This is a genomic window from Candidatus Paracaedibacter acanthamoebae (assembly GCF_000742835.1).
Classification (GTDB): Bacteria; Pseudomonadota; Alphaproteobacteria; order Paracaedibacterales; family Paracaedibacteraceae; genus Paracaedibacter; species Paracaedibacter acanthamoebae.
Map to the genome: position 1 here is coordinate 2,272,575 of NZ_CP008941.1, position 19,271 is coordinate 2,291,845.

Below are 19,271 nucleotides of genomic sequence, written 5' to 3' on the forward strand. Positions count from 1 at the left end.
GCCCATACTTTCGCAGGCTTATCGTTCGGAATAGTAACAATAAAATTATTTTTTGTCCATAATTTTAATTAAAATTAACTTTGACTGTAGTTTGTTGGGGTGTAAATAATTGAAGTGTAATGGTAAAATTATCTTTTAGCAATAGTTTGCAAGCTATCAAGGGGAAAGCCTTTTTTATTGAGAGGAGAGCTTTCAATAGCTCTCTATAGTTGTTCCCTTAAAAGATAGCTATAATAATATGCTGTAAAGGCGGGTATTTGGCTGGCTTATGGCTTCTTAGGAACGGTAATTTCTTTCGGAGCGGTAATCTGTTTGGGGGACTTAAATATAAATTTTAAAAAGAACACTGATCCTATAATAACCCCCGCCGTAGTACCAGTGCATAAAATTACTCTGTTCGTATAAGAAAGTTGATAAAAGTACCCCTTAAGCAACCCTAATATATTTTCGTTGGCAGGGAATTCTTGATTGGGGTTTTCCAGTTTTTGCAGTGTCTCAGGTGGGGGTGTAGGGACAACTGATGCGATCGTTTCCGTTGTGGGTAAAGAGACAATTGAGGGGCCTGTCTCTACTGTTTGGGGTGTCTCCTCCCTTATTGGTTGTCGAAGTTCAGCATGTAAAATTCTAGTTTTAGTAGGGGGACGCATGTTGCAAATCTGCTGCAATAGTTGTTCCGTTACTCTTGCCTCCAATATTGCCCCCTGCTTTATACTTTCTTCTTTTTCCTGTTTAATTAAATCCAGAGTAGCTTGGAAGTTAGATTCTGCCTTAGACAGTTGATTTTTCAGCTCCTCAAATTCTTCTGTTTGTTTTGTATGTGCCAATTTAATTAGAGTAAGTTCACTTTGATTTTTTTCCTGAACTTGCTGCAGCTCACCTCTTAAATTTGTTAATTCTTGCATAGTTGTAGAACAAGAGTCGGTCAGTACTAAAATTTTTTTCTCGAATTCTATTGTTCTGAGCCGATGGTCGTTTGTGGCTTTTTCAAGCTCTTCTTTTTTTATTTGAAGTTGATGATTAGCTTGTTTGAGGGCATCTTGTAAGTTTATTAAATCTTTTTTCTCATTTGATTGAGCTTCTCTTAATTCAGCTATTTCACTCTCAAATTGTTTTTTTTCTTCATCTTGATGGCTTTTCACTTTTTGAAGGTGTTGTTGCGCTGTTTGCGCCTCCTCCTCAGCCATTTTAATTTGGGCCTCTAACTCTAATTTTTCATTTGTTAAGTTTTTAATTTCTGCTTGAAGCCGTGTTTCTACATTGTGTTGCTCGCTTCTCATTTGTTCAAGGTGTTGCTGCGCTGTTTGCACCTGCGTTTGAGCCATTCTAATTTGGTCTTCTAACTCAAGTTTATCATCTGCTAAATTTTTGATTTTTGTTTCAAATTGGTTTCTTTCTTCAACTTGTTCTTCTCTCACTTGTTCAAGTTGCTGCTGAGTTGTTTGGAGCTCTTCCTGAGCTGTTTTAATGCTATTTTCTAACTTCAATTTATCATCTGTTAAATTTTTGATTTCTGTTTCCAGTTGGCTTTTTTCTTCAGCTTGTCCTTCTCTCACTTGCTCAAGTTGCTGCTGAGTGGTTAGCAACCGGTCCTCAGCGATTCTAAGCTGTGTTTCTAGCTCTACTTTGTCCTCTGTTAAGGCCTTAATTTCTGTTTTAAGCCGTGTTTCTTCATCGTCTTTCTCTTTTATCATATACTGAAGTTGTTGCTTTGTTGCTAGAAGCTGCTCTTGACTCGTTTCAATTTTATTTTCTAACTCTAATTTTTTTTCTTTGAGCGTTTTAACTTCTGTTGCAAGGTGGATTTTTTCTTCGTCTTGCTTATTTTTGACTTGCTCCAGCTGTTGTTGAGTTATTTGCAAGGCATCCTCAGCCATTTTAATTTGAGATTCTAAACGTGATTTGTCTTCTGTTAAGTTTTTTATTTCTGTTTCCAGCCGCATTTTTTCTTCAGTCTGCTTCCTTCTTGCTTGCTCAAGTTGCTGTTGAGCTATTTGCATTTGACCCCGACCAGTTCTAACTTGATTTTCTAATCTTAATTTGTTTGCTGTTAAGGTCTCAATTTGTGTGCCACAGAGGGTTTTTTCTTGAGTATGTTGTATTTGTTTCACTTGGAGGGAATTACTGGTATTTCTTAACTCTTCTTCCAATCTTCTGATTCTTCCTATAAGCGTTTCATTGCGTGTTGTTAGGGTTGCCTTTTCAATGGCATGATTCGCTTCTTTTGCACAGGCGATAAGAGCTAAACTAGGTGTTGCTAAGGATGGAATTTTTTCCCGAGCAAATATTTCTTCTGGAAGACTGGTTAAAAAATTATGCAGTGTTTGGCGTTTTTGTGGTTCCAGTCCTGACAATTGAGTAAAATCAAAAGGACGGGGGCTCTCTTCCATGGCAAAGGAGACTAAACCCCATAAGGTAAAACATATAAGAGACCATATTTTTAGTTGTAGTGTCATAATTTATTACTAATATTTGTTTGTTTAGTTTTGTTGTTATTATTAACAATAAAGAAATATTAGTATAGAAGTAAAAGGGAAAGAATGTTCTCAATTAACTCCTTTTACTTTTAGTATAAATAATAAATTTTATTTAAAGTGAATAAGACCAGCGCAGCATAAGAGATGAAATGCGCGGTTTCATTTTTGATGAGTTTGTTTCTGTCGAGCCCTGGGTATGGACGGTTCTATTCATTTTTAAGGCACTATATGAGGCAAGCCTGTATTCAATGCCGATCCGTGCTTTATCAAAATTCTTCATAACTCCAATTCCTGTAACGGGAGCAAATTTCCATTTTGAGTGGGTAAAAGTTTTAAATCCGAGACCAGGGCCGCCACTAAAATCAATATTCTCATAGATGGTGCTGTATTTAAAAAGACTGGCATCGACACCGGCTAAAGCATAAAGTTGAACCGATTTTGTAAGATTTCTCCCGCCTCTTAAAACTAAGTTTGTCGTCATTTTTCGAGAGAGTTTAGAATTAAGGTGACGTTCTGCAAAAAGCATGTCCGGGTCACGACTAGTGCTTTTTAGTTGCCTGTTCAATGTGCCTTGGCCAATTTGCCATTCAGGGCTTATAAACCAATTTTGCTGTAAATTAAAAAATGTTCCCAAAAAGAGGTAACCGTTAAATTGGTTGGTGGATAAGGAGCGGCCCTGAGAGAAAGTTAAATTCTTTCCCATAAAACTTGATAATGATTCAGAATGCTTGCCACTAAGATGATCCCATGAGAGGGCTACACCAACATAGGGCTGATGGACACCGGGGGTTTGAGTATGGCCGAGCGTGGGGGTTAGTAATAAGAAACCAAGAGAGGCAATAGTAGAATTAAAATAGTTAAGTTTCATCAATATCCTCTTTAAGTTTTTATTAGGATCCGAATTACTAGAACCAAATAGTCATTTTCATAAGGCTATCCATGGTTTTCAGGCGCTTCACTTGATGTTCTAACAAGAAATAGTGTATTCTGTCCCTACCATAACTTACTAAAAGCAAATATCATGTCTTCACTGTTTAAGCGCGGCCTCATTATTTGGTTCGCTGCAGTATTCTATTACCTGTATCAGTATTTGTTGCGCGTGTCTCCAGGGGTAATGCTGGATGATTTAATGTTGACTTTTTCGCTTGATGCTAAATCTGTAGGGTATCTGGTGGCAACTACCACTTTTTTTTATGCGATTGCGCAAATGCCAGTCGGGATAATCTCTGATTTATTTGGGGCTCGGAAAATGATTTTGTATTCTTTGGCAGCTTGTATCCTCGGTGTGGCTGTTGTGAGTATGACGCATCATTTATCTTTAGCCTTTGTGGGGCGTGCTCTAATTGGAATTGGTAGTGCGGCTGGGTTTATCTGTGTTAGTAAAATCACCAGTGAATGGTTTCCTGTATCCCAGAAACCTATATGGTTTGCCTTAACGGTGTGTATGGGCACCATCGGGGCTTTATTAGGATACGCACCGTTAGCACAGTTGACGGAAGCGGTGGGATGGCGCCAAAGTTTGGTGTACCTTACAGGGCTGGGCCTTGTCATATTCTTGATTAATATTATCTTTTTGAAAGATCGACTAATGACAGAGGGACACCCTTTGAATCAAGGAGAAATTATGCGGCAGATCAAAGATGTTTTGAAAAGCCGATCTGCCTGGCTATATGCGATTACGGCGTTGGGAATGTATCTTCCTATTTCTGTTTTTGCCGATTTATGGGGTGTTTCCTTTTTGACTATGAAATATGGCTTAACCAAAGAGGCAGCTGCTAGTCTTTTATCTTTAGCTTATATCGGTACTTGCGGCGGCGTAATTGTTATTGCGGTTATGAGCAATATTTTGGAAAGTTCTCAGTGGTTGATTGGAATATCCGCTGCGGCTATTACTCTCTTGATGGCGATCATCGTTTATGCTTCTGATCTGTCATCCATAACGCTATCAATTTTATTGGTGTTGCTAGGCATTTTTGTAGGGACAGAAATTTTGTGCTTTTCCAAGGCCTGTCAAGAAAATGATATCAATGTCGCTGCTACTGTTACAGCTTTCTTAAATTTTGTGGTAACGCTGGGAGCTGCTTTTATTCAACAAATGGTTGGGGGGTTAATTAAGTGGTTTTGGGACGGTCAAATAACCGATAATGGGCTGCCTCTATACCAGATAGATAATTATCAGAACGCAATGACCTTGGTGATCTTAGTTTCCTTTTTATCTTTTATCCTGGCTTTTTTTCTACCGAGTCAGAACGCGGCTGTTAAAATACAAGACAAAGCAATTTAGGTTTGTTATAGTTCAAAATGGAAGGTTGTGTGGGCAAGCACCCTGCTAATCTGGTCAGAGCCGGAAGGCAGCAGCCACCGTGGGATCCTGTTTGGGTCATATCAATCTTCCACCACTCACTGAACTAAAATGCGATGGTTCAAAGCGCTTCATAATCGAAGGTTAATCAATGTCAGAAAATTCAGTCAATTACCGTGTTTTAGCTCGCAAATACCGCCCTCAAACGATGAGTGAGTTGGTCGGACAAGAGCTGCTTGTTAAAACTCTCACCCAAGCAATTGATGCGAACCGGTTGCCCCATGCCTTTGTTTTGCATGGTATTCGCGGTGTAGGTAAAACCACAACGGCACGAATTCTGGCAAAGGCGTTGAATTGTCATGGTGCAGATGGCCAAGGCGGCCCGACAGCCAATCCGTGTGGGATATGTAGTTCTTGTATTTCTGTGACAGAAGATCGCCATTTGGATGTGATTGAAATGGACGCCGCCAGCCGGACGGGCGTAGATGATATTCGCGAAGTAACAGAATCAGCACGCTATAAGGCCGTCAATGGGCGCTATAAGATTTTTATTATCGACGAAGTTCATATGCTATCCAAAAGTGCCTTTAATGCCCTTCTTAAAACGTTGGAAGAACCGCCGCCACATGTAAAATTTATTTTTGCCACCACGGAATTGAAAAAAATTCCTGAGACAGTTTTATCTCGGTGTATGAAGTTTGATTTGGCGCGGATTACGCCAACGATTCTATTTGATTACTTCAAAACAATTTGTGCGAAAGAGCAGGCAACGATTGAAGACGAAGCGTTGGCTTTATTAGTAAGAGCAGCTGATGGATCGGCGCGGGATGGGCTATCTTTATTAGATCAAGCGATTTCTTTGTCACAGTCCCAAGTCACCACGGACATTGTTCGGGATATGTTGGGGGTGGTTGATCGGGGCCGCATGTTTATCCTTTTAAATTTATTAATGGAAGGAAAAATTGCCGAGGTTATTGCCGAGGTGCGAGATCTATATGCGCGCGGAAGCGAGCCGACCGTGTTGTTGCATGATCTTTTAGATTTAGTGTATTGGGTGACCAGTCTTAAAATTAATACCTCTCTTTTGACGGATATAACCTGGCCGGAATCAGATCGCCGGGAAGGGGGAGAGTTGGCTAACAAATTATCAATGCCTATTCTCATGCGGGCATGGCAAGTGTTATCCAAGGGATATGAAGAAGTGGCGCGGTCCCCGTTGCCGAATCAAGCTGTGGAAATGGTTTTGATTCGTTTAGCTTATTTAAGTGATTTGCCGTCGGCTGAAGATTTGTTGAAATTGACTTCCGGTGGCGGAGCCGCAGGCGGCGGGATGTCGGCGCCAAGAGGTGCAGCATCTGTCACTTCCTCCCTCCCCCAAGCGATGGCTATGCCGATCAGTAGGCCTGCAGGGCTGAGTGGCGTGCCCGTAACGTCCCTCTTACAGCCCATGCCTGAGATCTTTCAAGATGTTTTGAAAATAGTTGCTCAGTCAAGAGAGCCCTTATTGTACAGTAATTTAATGCAAGACATTCATTTAGTTTCTTTTAGTACAGGCAAAATTGTGTTAAGGCTTGGGGATAAGGCTCCTTCTACGCTTCCAACTCAATTACAAAATTTGTTACATCAACAAACAGGCCAAAAGTGGGATATTGATATTGTTGCGGAAGGAGGGGCTGCAACTGTTGTTGAACAAAACCGTCAGCAGATGCAGCAATTAGAGCAATCAGCTCTCAACCATCCTCTCATTCAAGAAATGATGACTCAATTTCCTGGCCTCACCGCTAAAGTTGAACGACAAGAGACAATACATTAGGAGTATATAATGAAAAATATCGGACAATTAATGAAGCAGGCTCAGCAAATGCAGCAAAAAATGGCTGACATGCAACAAAAGATGGAACAAACTGAAATTATTGGAGCGTCGGGTGCTGGGCTTGTCCAAGTGACTATCAATGGCAAGAGCGAAATGCGCAGTCTTAAAATCGATCCTTCATTAGTGGATCCTCAAGAAATCGACGTCTTAGAAGATTTGATTGTCGCTGCCTTTAATGATGCAAAATCAAAACTAGAATCTCAAATGTCAGAAGAAATGGGTAAAATTACTGGGGGGATGAATATACCTGGTATGAAATTACCATTTTGATTAAGAAAGGCATCCCCTTTTAAGATCAATAAAGTTAAGCCCCACCCGGGGCTTTTTAAGAATCCTAAATCCATCAATCCTCTATAATATCTGTAATCTCAGAGATGATGTTATCTGTTTCTTTCATATCAATTTCCGAAGCATCTTCAACACTTTCAAAATCAGTTGCTTGATTTTCTTCAAAAATATAGCTTTCTTCATCCACTGCAGCAACCGATGCTATCTCGATAGTAGGGTCATCAAATTTTATTTTTTCTCGTTTTTCATAAGCTTGCTCCATAAAATTCTTAAAGATAGGAACAGCTAGGCGCCCACCCGTTTCTCCTTCTCCTAATGTTCGCGGTTGAGGGAATCCCATAAAGACACCAACAACTAGATCTTTAGTAAACCCCACAAACCAAGCGTCATTATAATTATTGGTTGATCCCGTTTTGCCGGCAACCTCAGTCTCCAGGGTTGCAAGCGATCGGGCAGTACCGTTTTGAGTGACTCCCCTCAGCATAGACGTAAGCTGTTTAATTGCGCTATCCGATGCTATCTGTTGGGGCTTTTGTAAAGGCTCGGTGATTGAGTATAGTGTTTCACCATACCGATCTTGAGTCCAATCCACGGTGTGAGGCGTTACCTGGTATCCTCCATTGGCCAGAGAAGCATAGGCAGCAACAAGACGGACGACAGTTGTTTCGCCAGCACCGAGAACCATAGCTAATTGTTTAGGCATATGGTTGGTAATGCCAAATTTTTTAGCGCACTCAATAATGGGAATCATGCCAACCTTTTGCGCTAAGCGAATGGTCATCACATTGCGGGATTGCTCTAATCCAACCCTCAAAGAACATGGCCCCAAATAGCGCCGGTTATAATTCTGCGGGGTGTAGAACCCGCGCTTGCCACCCAGGCTTATACTAATGGGGGCATCTAAAATCTGGGTGTTAGGGGTCATACCATGTTCCAGGGCCACCAAATAGACAAAAGGCTTAAAGCACGAGCCAATTTGTCGAGAGGCTTGGACAGCACAATTGAATTGATTCATATCAAAATCATAACCCCCTGCGAGAGCTAAAACTCGTCCCGTCTTGGGATCCATGGCCACCAAAGCACCTGTTACATTAGGAATTTGCTCTAATTTAAATTGATCAGCCTCTTGTTGGCTCACAAGAATCACATCCCCCGGTCGAACCACCTCTTTCATATGGCGAGGGGCTGGTCCAATTTTTTGTCCCACCAGGCAAGGAGCTGCCCAACTGCAATCTTTTAAAGTAATAAAACCTTCGGCACCATTGGAAAAGCCGATACGGGCTTTATGGGATTCCACCTCTATTACAACCACTTGATCCCAACTGCCACTACCGAGTGGTTTTTTAAGTTTTTTCAGACCCTTCAACCACGGCTTACTTTTTTCTGCTTTATCCCAGCTCAATTGAGCCAGGGCACCCCGCCATCCATGCCGACGATCATAAGCAAGCAAGCCCTTTTTCAAAGAATTTTCAGCTAATTCTTGTAAGGCCACATCCATGGTGGTGCGAACCGTCATGCCACCCTGATGCACTGGATTGCTACCAAATCGCTGAATTAATTCCCGACGCACTGCATCCGTAAAGTAGTCGGCCTTAACAGGAATTTCCCGGTGCTTGCGAAAGATGAGAGAATGAGTTTTTGCTTCCTCAGCTGCCTTAGGAGAAATCATATTTTCTTGGACCATACGATCAATAACCCAATTGCGACGGCCTTCAGCTTTAGAAATATCTTCTTTTTTAGTAAGCGTTGTGGGCGCTTTGGGCAGGGCCGCCAAAAAGGCTGCTTCATCAATAGTTAATTCATCAAGCTCTTTATCAAAATAAGTGAGGGAGGCAGAAGCAATACCATAGGTTCCGGCTCCTAAATAAATTTGATTAAGATAAAGTTCAAAAATACGATCCTTGGCCAAACTAAATTCTAAACGCATCGCTACAATGGCTTCCTTGATTTTGCGATCCAGAGAGCGTTCACTTCCCACTAAAAAGTTTTTAGCAACTTGTTGGGTAATGGTTGATGCGCCGGTCGGGCGACTGCCCCAAGAATTGGTCAGGGTATTGGTCAAAATTGCCCTCAATGTTCCTAAGATATCAATACCAAAATGGTAGTAGAAATTACGATCCTCAGCCGCCATAAAGGCATTTTTAACTAACTCTGGAATTTGATGAAAGGGCACAAACAAACGCTTTTCAACAGCATATTCTTGTAAGAGCTGCGCATCACTCGTATACAGCCGACTCATCATGGGTGGCTCATAATCCTGAAGATAATCATATTCTGGTAGCCCTTGACCATAGTGAATGAAGAGGAATAAACAAACGGCCACGATTGCAGCTATGCTTAGGCAAAGACCAGAGAGGACACGGATACAGGCTGTTAAAATGGGACGATTAGACATAATTTATCATAAAATTTGGCTTCTTACCAAAGTATGCCAAGTTTTTTAGAGAAGGGGAAGGGGCGGGTAGGGATGAGAAAAACTCTCTCCTACTTTACTTACTAAGATAAGATGTAAAATTTTGGAAAGAGCCCCTATTTTTCCATATGAGGAAGGTAGCATATTGTTTTGATTTATATAGAGAATCAACCAACAGTTGTATTTATATTGATTTTTAACTCTAAGTTTATGAGTGTACTCTGCTCTAGCTAGGACGAGGACTTCTGAGGAATATTCCTTACTCTAAACCCTTTTTCCAGACAAGCTTAAGGCGACCCGGAAAGAGTATATAGTGGCGTATTCTCCCTCATTCCGGCCTTGAGCCGAAATCCATTCCTCTCTTTTGGAGCAGTATGGCTTTATCACAGCTATACTTTCCTAAGCCTTACCATCAAACAGACGCCGGTATGGTTTCCGGGTCGCGTTGCACTTGCCCGGAAAGAGGGTTCTTTTTCCTGACTGAGCTTGCTCCTCCCTTCTACTTTCCAGGCCACCGAGCCGGGAACTCGAGATAACAAGGGGTAGCCCCTTATGATTCCGAGACCCCGGGCCTGTCCTCAACTTGATTGGGGATCAAGCCATGGGAGACGGCCTTTATATAGAGAATTTTTTCCCAGCCTAAGGGCTAGGAAAGGAACCCTCTTTCCGGGCAACCGAAGGGCGACCCGGAAACTATACCTTGATGGGAGGGACAGGCTAATTTTATCACAGCCAGTTCTGTTTAAAGCTTGTTAGCATCTAGACACAGGAATGTATTCCGGCTCAAGGCCGGAATGAGGGGGAGTGTGCCACTATATCTATTCTCTCCTCTTCCCGGCTCTTCGCTTTGCTTCGGCTGAGAAGAGAGGAAGATAAGAACGACCAGCAAGAGGCGTTTTCTCAGAGCCTTTAGAGTGTTAGCAGCCGTTTGAGCTTTGCTGCTGTATCCTGATTAACAGCCAGGGGAGTAAAATCATAAAGCTCAAGGGAGCCGTTCCACCAACGTACTCGATTCAAATCAAGGAGGGATTGATGAAATTGTTGGTGTTTCCAATAAACTTTAGGCAATGGATAGAGGTAGACGGGGACAGAAGTGGCACATACTTCTGAGATCATGCTGACACTATCGCAGGTTACAAGAATTGCATTGGCTAATCCTAGTAAGCCAAAATAAGGATTATCGCCTGTGCCATCCCACACATAAATGGAGGAGGGTAATGATTTTATTTTTTCTGCCACAGCTGCAGGCGTTCGGCGTGAGAGCGTGACCAGAACACGCCATCCCTTCTTAGCTATTTGGCTTAAATCATTGGTTAGGCGATGGGTAAAATCCATATCCATGATATATTTTTTGGTCGATCCCCCAATGATCACCGAAAGCACGGATTGGTTCTGGGGATTTAGATGTTGGAAGTCAGCCCTAGCTTGGGCGAGTTTTTCCGACGTGACACGATGGGTGGCACCAATTGTTTGAATGACATTTTCACCCGTTAACCCATCATGTTGCGGACAAACGACAGCATCAAAATGAGAAGGGGAAATTCGTGGATCTTGCACGTAAACCACTTTACACTGCCCATGGGCTTTTTTCTTAATATAAAGGGCAGGCGGAATAGCGCGTCGCCCCGAGGCGAGCACAAGGTCAGGATAAGGGGGAGAAATGGAATCACTGCCTTTAGCCAGACAATGACCCACTCCAATGGTTAAATACGGTGCTAAGGTTTCCCAGGGTTGACGCAGTCGAATCTTTTTTAGCTCTACCTCATACCCTAGGGTTTCTGCCAGCCCCCAAGCTTGGTTAACCATGCCGGCACTGCCATCAGAAATTACCCAACACCGTTTTGTCACTTAAGCCTCGCGTTTACGCTCAGCCCGTTTGCGCTCATGCGGATCTAGGAAGGCTTTCCGCAGGCGAATATTCTTTGGTGTTACTTCCACCCGTTCATCATTTTGAATGTAAGCAATTGCTTGCTCCAAGCTAAAGATTTTCGGCGGTGTTAAACGAACGGCATCCTCTTTACCCGAGGCGCGGAAGTTTGTAAGCTGTTTGGCCTTTAAGGGGTTTACTTCCAGATCATTATCACGGCTATTCTCACCGATAATCATTCCTTCATAAACTTGAGTGCCATGGCTCACAAACAAAATACCGCGTTCTTCAAGGGTCTTTAGGGAATAAGTGACTGCTTCGCCATTACCATTGGAAATAAGAACGCCCGTGTGACGACCTTCGATGGTTCCGCGATAAGGACCATAATGGTTGAAAACACGACTCATGATACCAGTACCGCGGGTGTCGGTCAGGAACTGCCCGTGATAACCAATCAAGCCTCGTGAGGGAGCCAAGAAGGTAATACGAACTTTACCACCTCCGGATGGACGCATATCAGTCATTTCTGATTTACGCTGGTTCATCGCATCAACAACGGCGCCACTGAATTCTTCGTCAACGTCGATTTGAACTTCTTCAATTGGCTCAAGGCGGTCACCGGTTGTTTCATCATTCTTATAAAGAACCCGAGGACGACTGATGGATAGTTCAAATCCTTCACGACGCATCGTTTCGATCAAGACACCAAGTTGTAATTCACCGCGACCAGCAACTTCGAAGGCATCTTTTTCTTCGGTTTCAGTAATACGAATCGCAACGTTACCTTCAGCTTCTCGCATCAAACGATCACGGATAACACGCGATGTAAGCTTGGTGCCCTCCCGGCCAGCCAAGGGGGAATCGTTCACTGAAAAGGTCATGGCCAATGTTGGGGGGTCAATGGGTTGTGCCGCAATCGGTATGGTGATTTCTGGAACGGCAACGGTATCAGCAACGGTTGCTTTCTCAAGTCCAGCAATTGCGATGATATCGCCGGCTTCAGCTTCATCAATTGGTAGGCGTTCAATGCCGCGGAAAGACAACAATTTATTGAGACGACCTGTTTCCACCACTTCACCGCTTGCGTTCAGGACACGGACAGACGTATTTAGTTTAACACGACCTGATTGCACGCGACCCGTTAACACACGGCCTAAGAAGTTGTCATATTCGCGGGTAGTTATCAGCATCGAGAATGGCGCCTCTTTATCGCCTTCGGCTTCGGGAACGTGGGCCACGATTAAGTCAAACAACGGCCCAATATCTTTCCGTTCGTCATTCAATTCTTTAATAGCCCAGCCGCTACGGCCAGAGGCATACATAATGGGGAAATCGAGTTGTTCTTCGGTTGCATCCAAGGCGAGGAATAGTTCAAAGACTTCATCCAAAACTTCTTCGGCACGCGCATCTTGGCGGTCAATCTTGTTAATCAAAACGATGGGGCGTAGACCAAGTTTTAGGGCTTTAGTTAGAACGAACTTTGTTTGCGGCATAGGCCCTTCTGCGGCGTCAACAAGCACCACAACGCCATCGACCATGCTCAAAATACGCTCAACTTCACCCCCAAAGTCGGCGTGTCCCGGCGTATCAACAATATTCAGACGCGTGTTTTTCCATTCAAGAGAGGTACACTTGGCCAAAATTGTAATTCCGCGTTCCCGTTCTAGGTCGTTGGAATCCATGACGCGTTCAGCAACTTGTTGGTTCTGACGGAATGTGCCGCTTTGTTTGAGCATGCTATCAACCAAGGTTGTTTTACCATGGTCAACGTGGGCAATGATGGCGATATTTCTAATCGAAGTCATAAAAAATCTCTAAGTTATGAATTATTTATGGGTGGCTTATGGCCACCCTACTTACCCTAGAGTATATAGGGATTGTAAGAAAACTCAACAAGTTAAAAGATGAATCAAAATATTAGGACTTGGGGCTCTTGATTTGTATACTGGATTAGCGATGAATTATAAGTCAAGGAAGAGGGTATGCAAAAAGATTATTTAGCCATTACGCAAGGGCTGTCAACAAATTTAAAAACATTGCGGGCCGATATTACAGACACCATGCAAGGATTCTCCGCATTGGCTCAGGCAGCAACAAAAGATGGTGTTCTCGACAAAAAAACGAAGGAATTGATTGCGTTGGCTTTAGGCGTGGCGGCGCGCTGCGATGGGTGTCTGGGTTTCCATGCCGAAGCTTTGGTAAAACTTGGGGCAACGAAGGAAGAAGTTGAAGAAATGTTAAGCATGACAATTTATATGGGGGGAGGTCCTTCCCTGATGTATGCCGCTGATGCTTTAGCCGCCTTTGAACAATTCCAAGCCCATCATCAAGGCAAGATAAGCTAAAATAAAGAAGAGAGCCCTTTGCTAAAAGATAGCCCTCTCCACCTTTTTATTTTGTCTTATCAGGGAATTCGCACAAGTCGGCTAAGAAACAGTTGGGACAGTCCGGTTTTCTGGCTTTACAGATATAGCGGCCATGTAAAATCAGCCAATGATGAGCATGCAGACGGTATTCTGTGGGGATGATTTTTTCAAGTTGAAGTTCAACGGCTAAAGGTGTTTTTCCTGCCGTTAAGCCTAGGCGATTGCTGACTCGAAATATGTGTGTATCAACCGCCATAGTAGGCTCGCCAAAGGCTACATTCAAAACCACATTGGCGGTTTTGCGACCCACGCCAGCCAGTCTTTCTAGATCTTCACGATTAGAGGGAACTTGCCCTTCGAATTCATCCACCAGTATGGTTGCCGCTGCCATAATATTTTTAGCTTTGGCATTATATAAACCAATGGTTTTAATATAACCTTTTAGGCCTTCTTCCCCTAAGTCCAGCATTTTCTGCGGTGTATCAACGACTTTGAAGAGAGTCTTGGTGGCCTTGTTAACGCCGACATCAGTGGCTTGTGCCGATAAAGTAACGGCGACAAGCAAGGTATAAGGATTCGTATACTCTAATTCAGTTTGGGGTTTAGGATTGTGCTCCTGAAAACGGCGAAATATTTCTGAAATTTTTGCTGGAGTCATGGAATGAGGGTCTTCATTTTTTCACAGGCCTTAACCAATTCTCGACACAAAGAGGGATCAAAGGCAGAATGACCAGCATCCGGAATAATATTATACTCAGCCTCTGGTAAATGTTTAGCCACTTCATCAGCTGTTACAATCGGACAGGCAATATCATAGCGTCCCTGAACCATAATGATTGGGAGCTGTTGGATCCTATAAAGATTTTCGAGCAAAAAGTTATCAGGTAAAAAGATATTATTGCTAAAATAGTGCGCTTCCATGCGGGCAAGTCCCAGCGCTACCACCGGATCAAGAAAAGAATTTAAGGTGTCTTCATTAGGCATCAAACTGGAGCATGCCCCTTCATATTTGCTCCAGGCTAAGGCGGCAGGCATATGGATGGCGGGGTTTGGATCCAGGAGACGACCATGGTAAGCTTTTAGAAGATCACTGCGTTCAGATGCAGGAATATAGCCCGAAAACTCTTGCCACGCTTCAGGAAAAATTGTTTTCATGCCGTAAAGAAACCAATCGATTTCTGAGGGACGACACAGGAATAATCCTCGCAAGACAAGGCCAAGGCAGCGAGCCGGGTGATGTTCGGCATAGGCAATACTTAATGTGGAGCCCCATGAGCCTCCAAATAACAGCCATTTATCCACTTGAAGGTAGTCGCGTAGAGTTTCCAGATCTTGGATTAAATGAGGTGTGGTATTATTACGCGTCTCGCCGAGCGGGAGAGAACGTCCTGACCCGCGTTGATCATAAAGGATGATGCGATAAAAAGAAGGGTCAAAAAAACGTCTTGAACTTTCACTGGCGCCCGCCCCTGGCCCCCCATGAATAAAGATAACTGGAATTCCTTCAGGATTGCCTGATTCTTCCCAATACAGGCTATGGAGATCGTCTAATTTTAAGTGGCCTGAGTGAGTAGGGGTAATGGTGGGATACAGCTCAGTGCGCATGGTAACTCCCTTGGGATGGTCGTTTGTGTCTTCATCCTAAAAAAATTAGGTCAAGATGGCAAGAAAAAACCCCCGTAAAACGGGGGTTTTAATCTGCAGCACTGCAAATTTAAGCAGCTGGCGCGTCTTGCTTTGCTTCAGCTTTTTTAGCGTGCTTTTTAGCGTGGTGCTTATGAGCATGCTTGCCTTTTGCTTCCATGTGATCAGGCTTGCTCGTGCGATCGCTATCTGATTCGTCTGTTGGTTCGAATTGTTGATAACGAACGGCGCAGAAGAACTTGGAACCTGAGTCATTCTTTTTACCAAGAATGGCAGCAGAGCTATAAGCCAAGAGTTCAAATTTTTCTTCGCTTGCTTTACCTTGACGTTCATTATCAACACCAGACGTTGTTTCTACATAGTTAACAACCGCTTTACCATTGCTGGAATTGCGAAGAGCATCAATAATTTTTTGTGTCAGGGGCATGCCTTGGCCATCGCGCCATGTATTAGCACCTGACATCGTATCGCTACCAACTTTTGTTGGCTGTAATTGGTTAACGGCATAATTACCATTTTCCACGCAAATGATGTGACCTTTACGGTCATCTGATTTTGTCAGCTCGGCCCATTGTAGACCAGCTTGGTTTTCACGATTCTTACCTTCGCCAGCACCATCATGACCATTAAGGAAACTAAAAGAATTTAAACCTTTAGCTTGAAAAAGCTTTGTCAGCATTTCCATACGATCACGCGCTTCGTCAGCTGTTTGTTGATTGCCAGCAAGGGCTGTGCTAATACCACTGATCAAAACTGTGGCAGCAAGAGCAAGCTTCATAGATTTCTTCATACCCATCTTCTCCTCTGGGAAAATTCATACACAATATCATGCTAATAGCAAAATTCAGCAAAAACAAACGATTTCATTAAAATTTTAAATTATCTTAATAATGGGTTAATTTTAGGACGTGGAGTGTGTTCTAGGAAGCAAAGAGGGGGCGTTGTCGATCAATCTATAAGCCGGGTTCTGTCCATAGCATACGCCATTGGATGGTCATTCATCTGGATTACCTGTTACCAAGTATCTCAAGCAACCTACCCGAGTGACATGCAGGGCGCATGAGCCACCTTGTGGGGTGGCGTTCACTCCTATTTGGTCTTGCTCCGGATGGGGTTTACCCTGCCACTCTGGTTACCCAAAGCGCGGTGCGCTCTTACCGCACCATTTCACCCTTACAATGCCAAGGCATTGCGGTATAATTTCTGTGGCACTTTCCCTAAAGTTAGTCTTAAAACCAACCCCGGCGGACGTTATCCGCCATCCTGCCCTGCGGAGCCCGGACTTTCCTCGAAATGGGCAAGCCATTCCGCGACCATCCGATTGATCGACACTAAGACAAATATTAGGCGCTTTTCTAAGAAAATCAAGTCTCGTCATCAATTTTAGGGGAAATTTCTGTTTTTTCTTCCTCTTCCGGATTATTGATCGGCACACTATAATCTTCATTTAACCATTTTAATAGATCAACGTTTTTGCAATGACGGGAACAAAATGGGGCAAATTCTTTGACGCTTGGTTGATGGCAAATAGGACAAGTCATGCTTCAAAAACCTTTCTATGGTGAAGGGGGCACCGGCGTTTCTCTCGACTAAGTTCAAGAAAGCCGAGTTTAGTAAATCCGTGAACGATAAAGGGGGGGGAAATTTTACCCAATCGATCCCGCAGCAACTGCAAAAGGTAAGGTCGTTGGCCTTGGCCGTGATTAACAAATTCTACCAGAATGCTACCGGAAAGATTTCGCCACATAAGATGCTGGATCAGCGGTTCGATCGCCTTTTGATTGATTTCTTCTGCTTTACCTATACCATTAATATCAATGAGTGTTGCGGCCGCTGTGGTTTCAATGTGCAAACTGCCGCCTGTAAATTGCACGGTTGGAAATTCTAGGGGAGCCCAGATTTCCTCCAATCCATATTCTTCAAACAGATCGTGATGAACGAGCTTAAGCGTGAGATGCGGATAACTTTCTTGACAGTACTGACGCACCCTCATCATGAGTTCCGGATCATCGACGAGTAGAATATCGAGTTGAGCAAGGGACGGTAAAAGCTGATTCCAGAGGGAAATCTCTTTCACCATTTTGCGGGTCACATGGGGGGCTTTAACATTATTTTCTGCTGTATCAAAAAAAGCTTCGCGGCTTATTTGAACAGGCAAAGGTTGCCCGATGGTTAAAGAGGGAAGGTTTTTTTCTTGGGGTAACAAAGCGGGACCAAAAGAACACTCTACCCAATAGTTATTATAATCTTTATGGCGGACGGTTGCTGGGTAAATCTGGGTATACAATGGCTGACGATGCAGGATATCGGCATCAAGGTGAATCAAATTAGTCTCATGTAAAATTGCCGCCCGAATAACAGATCCGTGACGGCTTAAAAGTCCAGTTAACGGCATTATTTCTGACGGAAAATAATACGACCTTTTGTAAGGTCATATGGCGTCATTTCAACAGTAACCTTGTCGCCGGCTAAAACGCGAATACGGTTTTTACGCATACGTCCTGACGTATGGGCTAAGACAATATGGTCGTTTTCTAATTTGACGCGAAACATTGCATTAGGGAGTAATTCCATCACTGTACCGTTAAATTCAATTAAATCTTCTTTAGACATCAAAAATCCTGATTACATTAATATACTTACTTATTTGAGGGTAAATGGCGTAAAGGTCAAGTTTATTTTATTTTCATAGGACGATTGTCTTAATTTTTTGTCCGTTTTTAGTGATAGGATTTTTAAGGGAAGGGGAGATTATCCCCAAATTTTAAGCTTCGGCTGTTTTTGGCTTTCTAAGAGTAACTCTGTCAATGCCCAAACCAGGGCATCCATGCGGTCGGGTGATTTAGAAGTCACGCCTGGAATATAGTCGCAAATTTGCTGTTCCATCAGTGTGAAAGGTTGAGCGTGAAAAACACGGTTTTGCTCATAAAGGGCCGCAATAGGCTCAGCACGGGTATATTTACCTCGGGTCGCGCGAACAGACTTTAAGGGAATGGTGGGGTCGATGGATTTGAGGACATTTTCGACCAAATCACCGCCTTTATTAACTTCAACGACAATTCGATCAGCTTTGAGGCGATAATAGCAATCGACCACGCGGCGTCCCCAGTCATTGGGAGATAATTTGCCACTGTGGTCTTCCAACACATACGCTTGCTTGTGGGTGTCAATTCCGGCGACAATAATACCTGTCTCATCACTCTGGTCGTGCGCTGTGGTGGCAGGATCAATGGCAATGACAATGCGCTCGAGTTCTGGTCGATTTGCTTCATCATAGGTTGGTTGTTGGTACTGAATCATGCTTCGTTGCCATAAAGCACCGGCTGTTTCGGTCAGCATTTCTGCATACAGTTCTTGGGCGCCCAGCCGGGTATTGAGGAATTGTTTGCGAATCTGTTCAATATAGGTGGGGGCAAGATTGGCCACATTATCAAAAGTTGAGCCCTTGGTCACCACTACATCGGGCGAGGCAATCAATTCTTTCATTAATTTAGTGGGCCTGGGGGTTGTTGTCAGAATGCAACGGGGGCTATCTCCCAGACGCAAGCATAATTGCAGTTGTTGCCAAACTTCTTCAGCTTTGCGAAATTTAGCCAATTCATCGATCCACGCGCAATCAAATTGGGGGCCTCGCAGCTGCTCATAAGCTTCGGCTCCAAAAAACTGAGCGACAGCCCCATTTTTCCATTTAATCAGTCGTTTGGACGGAATATAGAGAGGACGTTCATGGGCAGGGTGAACATTTAATAGACCACTTTCCCCTTCAACCATGACACTGCGGACTTCATGAAGACTACCGCCGACCAAGGCAATGCGTTCGCATTTTCCTTCTTTTATCCACTGACGCAGGGTTTCAGCGCCTGTCCGGGTTTTACCAAAACCACGTCCCGCTAAGATCATCCAGGTCCGCCAATTACCTTCAGGCGGACGTTGATTCTCACGCCCATTCATATCCCAATCATAGCGTCTTTTTTCCTGACGCCGGCGACCTAATTCTTTAGAGAGCAAGATTTTAAGATGTTGACGCTGATTCATGATAAACTC

General features: G+C 43.5%; 16 protein-coding genes and 2 other RNA genes. 5 read left to right on the top strand and 13 right to left on the bottom strand.

Features of this window, described 5'->3' with window-relative positions:
* Positions 1-266 precede the first annotated feature (266 nt).
* Together ID47_RS10535 and ID47_RS10540 are read right to left on the bottom strand one after the other, a co-directional pair.
* Complete coding sequence (locus ID47_RS10535; RefSeq protein WP_156956742.1) at positions 267-2,453, bottom strand: coiled-coil domain-containing protein; 2,187 nt, start codon at positions 2,451-2,453, stop codon at positions 267-269.
* A gap of 133 nt (positions 2,454-2,586) precedes the next feature.
* Positions 2,587-3,342: a hypothetical protein gene (locus ID47_RS10540; RefSeq protein ID WP_038466357.1), complete on the bottom strand. Its 756-nt coding sequence runs from the start codon at positions 3,340-3,342 to the stop codon at positions 2,587-2,589.
* Between the two features lie 153 nt (positions 3,343-3,495).
* Between ID47_RS10540 and ID47_RS10545 the strand changes: the two genes are divergently transcribed.
* From ID47_RS10545 to ID47_RS10555, 4 genes are all read left to right on the top strand, one after another.
* Positions 3,496-4,758: an MFS transporter gene (locus ID47_RS10545; RefSeq protein ID WP_038466360.1), complete on the top strand. Its 1,263-nt coding sequence runs from the start codon at positions 3,496-3,498 to the stop codon at positions 4,756-4,758.
* Between the two features lie 18 nt (positions 4,759-4,776).
* Positions 4,777-4,873, top strand: an RNA gene (gene ffs / locus ID47_RS12520) — signal recognition particle sRNA small type.
* 54 nt (positions 4,874-4,927) lie between these two features.
* Positions 4,928-6,589, top strand: a complete 1,662-nt coding sequence (locus ID47_RS10550; protein ID WP_038466362.1) for a DNA polymerase III subunit gamma/tau — start codon at positions 4,928-4,930, stop codon at positions 6,587-6,589.
* Between the two features lie 9 nt (positions 6,590-6,598).
* Complete coding sequence (locus ID47_RS10555) at positions 6,599-6,919, top strand: YbaB/EbfC family nucleoid-associated protein (protein WP_038466365.1); 321 nt, start codon at positions 6,599-6,601, stop codon at positions 6,917-6,919.
* Between the two features lie 73 nt (positions 6,920-6,992).
* On the opposite strand, the gene ID47_RS10560 is transcribed toward ID47_RS10555, so the two are convergent.
* From ID47_RS10560 to typA, 3 genes are all read right to left on the bottom strand, one after another.
* Positions 6,993-9,332 carry a penicillin-binding protein 1A gene (locus ID47_RS10560; RefSeq protein WP_051908849.1) on the bottom strand — a complete coding sequence of 780 codons (2,340 nt, stop codon included), beginning with the start codon at positions 9,330-9,332 and terminating at the stop codon, positions 6,993-6,995.
* Between the two features lie 927 nt (positions 9,333-10,259).
* A complete protein-coding gene (locus tag ID47_RS10565; protein WP_038466368.1) occupies positions 10,260-11,198 on the bottom strand; it encodes a mitochondrial fission ELM1 family protein in 939 nt (312 codons plus the stop codon).
* Positions 11,199-13,022: a translational GTPase TypA gene (typA, locus tag ID47_RS10570; protein ID WP_038466371.1), complete on the bottom strand. Its 1,824-nt coding sequence runs from the start codon at positions 13,020-13,022 to the stop codon at positions 11,199-11,201.
* Positions 13,023-13,199: 177 nt separating this feature from the next.
* Between typA and ID47_RS10575 the strand changes: the two genes are divergently transcribed.
* Positions 13,200-13,562 (top strand): carboxymuconolactone decarboxylase family protein, encoded by a 363-nt coding sequence (locus tag ID47_RS10575; protein ID WP_038466373.1) that lies wholly within the window; start codon positions 13,200-13,202, stop codon positions 13,560-13,562.
* A 46-nt stretch (positions 13,563-13,608) separates the two neighbouring features.
* Here the strand turns inward: ID47_RS10575 and nth are convergent, their stop codons facing one another.
* The 8 genes from nth to ID47_RS10615 all read right to left on the bottom strand — a co-directional run bounded on the left by nth (position 13,609) and on the right by ID47_RS10615 (position 19,262).
* Positions 13,609-14,241 carry an endonuclease III gene (gene nth, locus ID47_RS10580; protein WP_038466375.1) on the bottom strand — a complete coding sequence of 211 codons (633 nt, stop codon included), beginning with the start codon at positions 14,239-14,241 and terminating at the stop codon, positions 13,609-13,611.
* Positions 14,238-15,188 carry a prolyl aminopeptidase gene (gene pip, locus ID47_RS10585; protein WP_038466378.1) on the bottom strand — a complete coding sequence of 317 codons (951 nt, stop codon included), beginning with the start codon at positions 15,186-15,188 and terminating at the stop codon, positions 14,238-14,240. The genes nth and pip overlap by 4 nt, the downstream gene beginning before the upstream one ends.
* 109 nt (positions 15,189-15,297) lie before the next feature.
* The gene (locus tag ID47_RS10590; protein ID WP_038466380.1) at positions 15,298-16,017 is read right to left on the bottom strand and encodes a hypothetical protein; all 720 of its coding nucleotides are present in this window, start codon (positions 16,015-16,017) and stop codon (positions 15,298-15,300) included.
* A 150-nt stretch (positions 16,018-16,167) separates the two neighbouring features.
* Positions 16,168-16,556: RNase P RNA component class A (rnpB, locus tag ID47_RS12130), an RNA gene on the bottom strand.
* 35 nt (positions 16,557-16,591) lie between these two features.
* Entirely contained in the window at positions 16,592-16,768 is a 177-nt protein-coding gene (locus ID47_RS10600) for a DNA gyrase inhibitor YacG (protein ID WP_038466385.1), read from the bottom strand.
* Entirely contained in the window at positions 16,765-17,622 is an 858-nt protein-coding gene (locus ID47_RS10605; RefSeq protein ID WP_038466387.1) for a ribonuclease E/G, read from the bottom strand. The genes ID47_RS10600 and ID47_RS10605 overlap by 4 nt, the downstream gene beginning before the upstream one ends.
* Positions 17,622-17,840, bottom strand: a complete 219-nt coding sequence (gene infA, locus ID47_RS10610) for a translation initiation factor IF-1 (protein ID WP_038466389.1) — start codon at positions 17,838-17,840, stop codon at positions 17,622-17,624. Before infA ends, ID47_RS10605 begins: the two co-directional genes overlap by 1 nt.
* Positions 17,841-17,978: 138 nt before the next feature.
* A complete protein-coding gene (locus ID47_RS10615) occupies positions 17,979-19,262 on the bottom strand; it encodes a DNA-packaging protein (protein ID WP_051908850.1) in 1,284 nt (427 codons plus the stop codon).
* Positions 19,263-19,271: the final 9 nt, after the last annotated feature.

Excerpts from the sequence above, each read along its gene's own strand:
- ID47_RS10535 (WP_156956742.1), bottom strand. The coding sequence starts at position 2,453 with ATGACACTACAACTAAAAATATGGTCTCTTATATGTTTTACCTTATGG.
- ID47_RS10540 (WP_038466357.1), bottom strand. The coding sequence starts at position 3,342 with ATGAAACTTAACTATTTTAATTCTACTATTGCCTCTCTTGGTTTCTTA.
- ID47_RS10545 (WP_038466360.1), top strand. The coding sequence starts at position 3,496 with ATGTCTTCACTGTTTAAGCGCGGCCTCATTATTTGGTTCGCTGCAGTA.
- ID47_RS10550 (WP_038466362.1), top strand. The coding sequence starts at position 4,928 with ATGTCAGAAAATTCAGTCAATTACCGTGTTTTAGCTCGCAAATACCGC.
- ID47_RS10555 (WP_038466365.1), top strand. The coding sequence starts at position 6,599 with ATGAAAAATATCGGACAATTAATGAAGCAGGCTCAGCAAATGCAGCAA.
- ID47_RS10560 (WP_051908849.1), bottom strand. The coding sequence starts at position 9,332 with ATGTCTAATCGTCCCATTTTAACAGCCTGTATCCGTGTCCTCTCTGGT.
- typA (WP_038466371.1), bottom strand. The coding sequence starts at position 13,022 with ATGACTTCGATTAGAAATATCGCCATCATTGCCCACGTTGACCATGGT.
- ID47_RS10575 (WP_038466373.1), top strand. The coding sequence starts at position 13,200 with ATGCAAAAAGATTATTTAGCCATTACGCAAGGGCTGTCAACAAATTTA.
- nth (WP_038466375.1), bottom strand. The coding sequence starts at position 14,241 with ATGACTCCAGCAAAAATTTCAGAAATATTTCGCCGTTTTCAGGAGCAC.
- pip (WP_038466378.1), bottom strand. The coding sequence starts at position 15,188 with ATGCGCACTGAGCTGTATCCCACCATTACCCCTACTCACTCAGGCCAC.
- ID47_RS10590 (WP_038466380.1), bottom strand. The coding sequence starts at position 16,017 with ATGAAGAAATCTATGAAGCTTGCTCTTGCTGCCACAGTTTTGATCAGT.
- ID47_RS10600 (WP_038466385.1), bottom strand. The coding sequence starts at position 16,768 with ATGACTTGTCCTATTTGCCATCAACCAAGCGTCAAAGAATTTGCCCCA.
- ID47_RS10605 (WP_038466387.1), bottom strand. The coding sequence starts at position 17,622 with ATGCCGTTAACTGGACTTTTAAGCCGTCACGGATCTGTTATTCGGGCG.
- infA (WP_038466389.1), bottom strand. The coding sequence starts at position 17,840 with ATGTCTAAAGAAGATTTAATTGAATTTAACGGTACAGTGATGGAATTA.
- ID47_RS10615 (WP_051908850.1), bottom strand. The coding sequence starts at position 19,262 with ATGAATCAGCGTCAACATCTTAAAATCTTGCTCTCTAAAGAATTAGGT.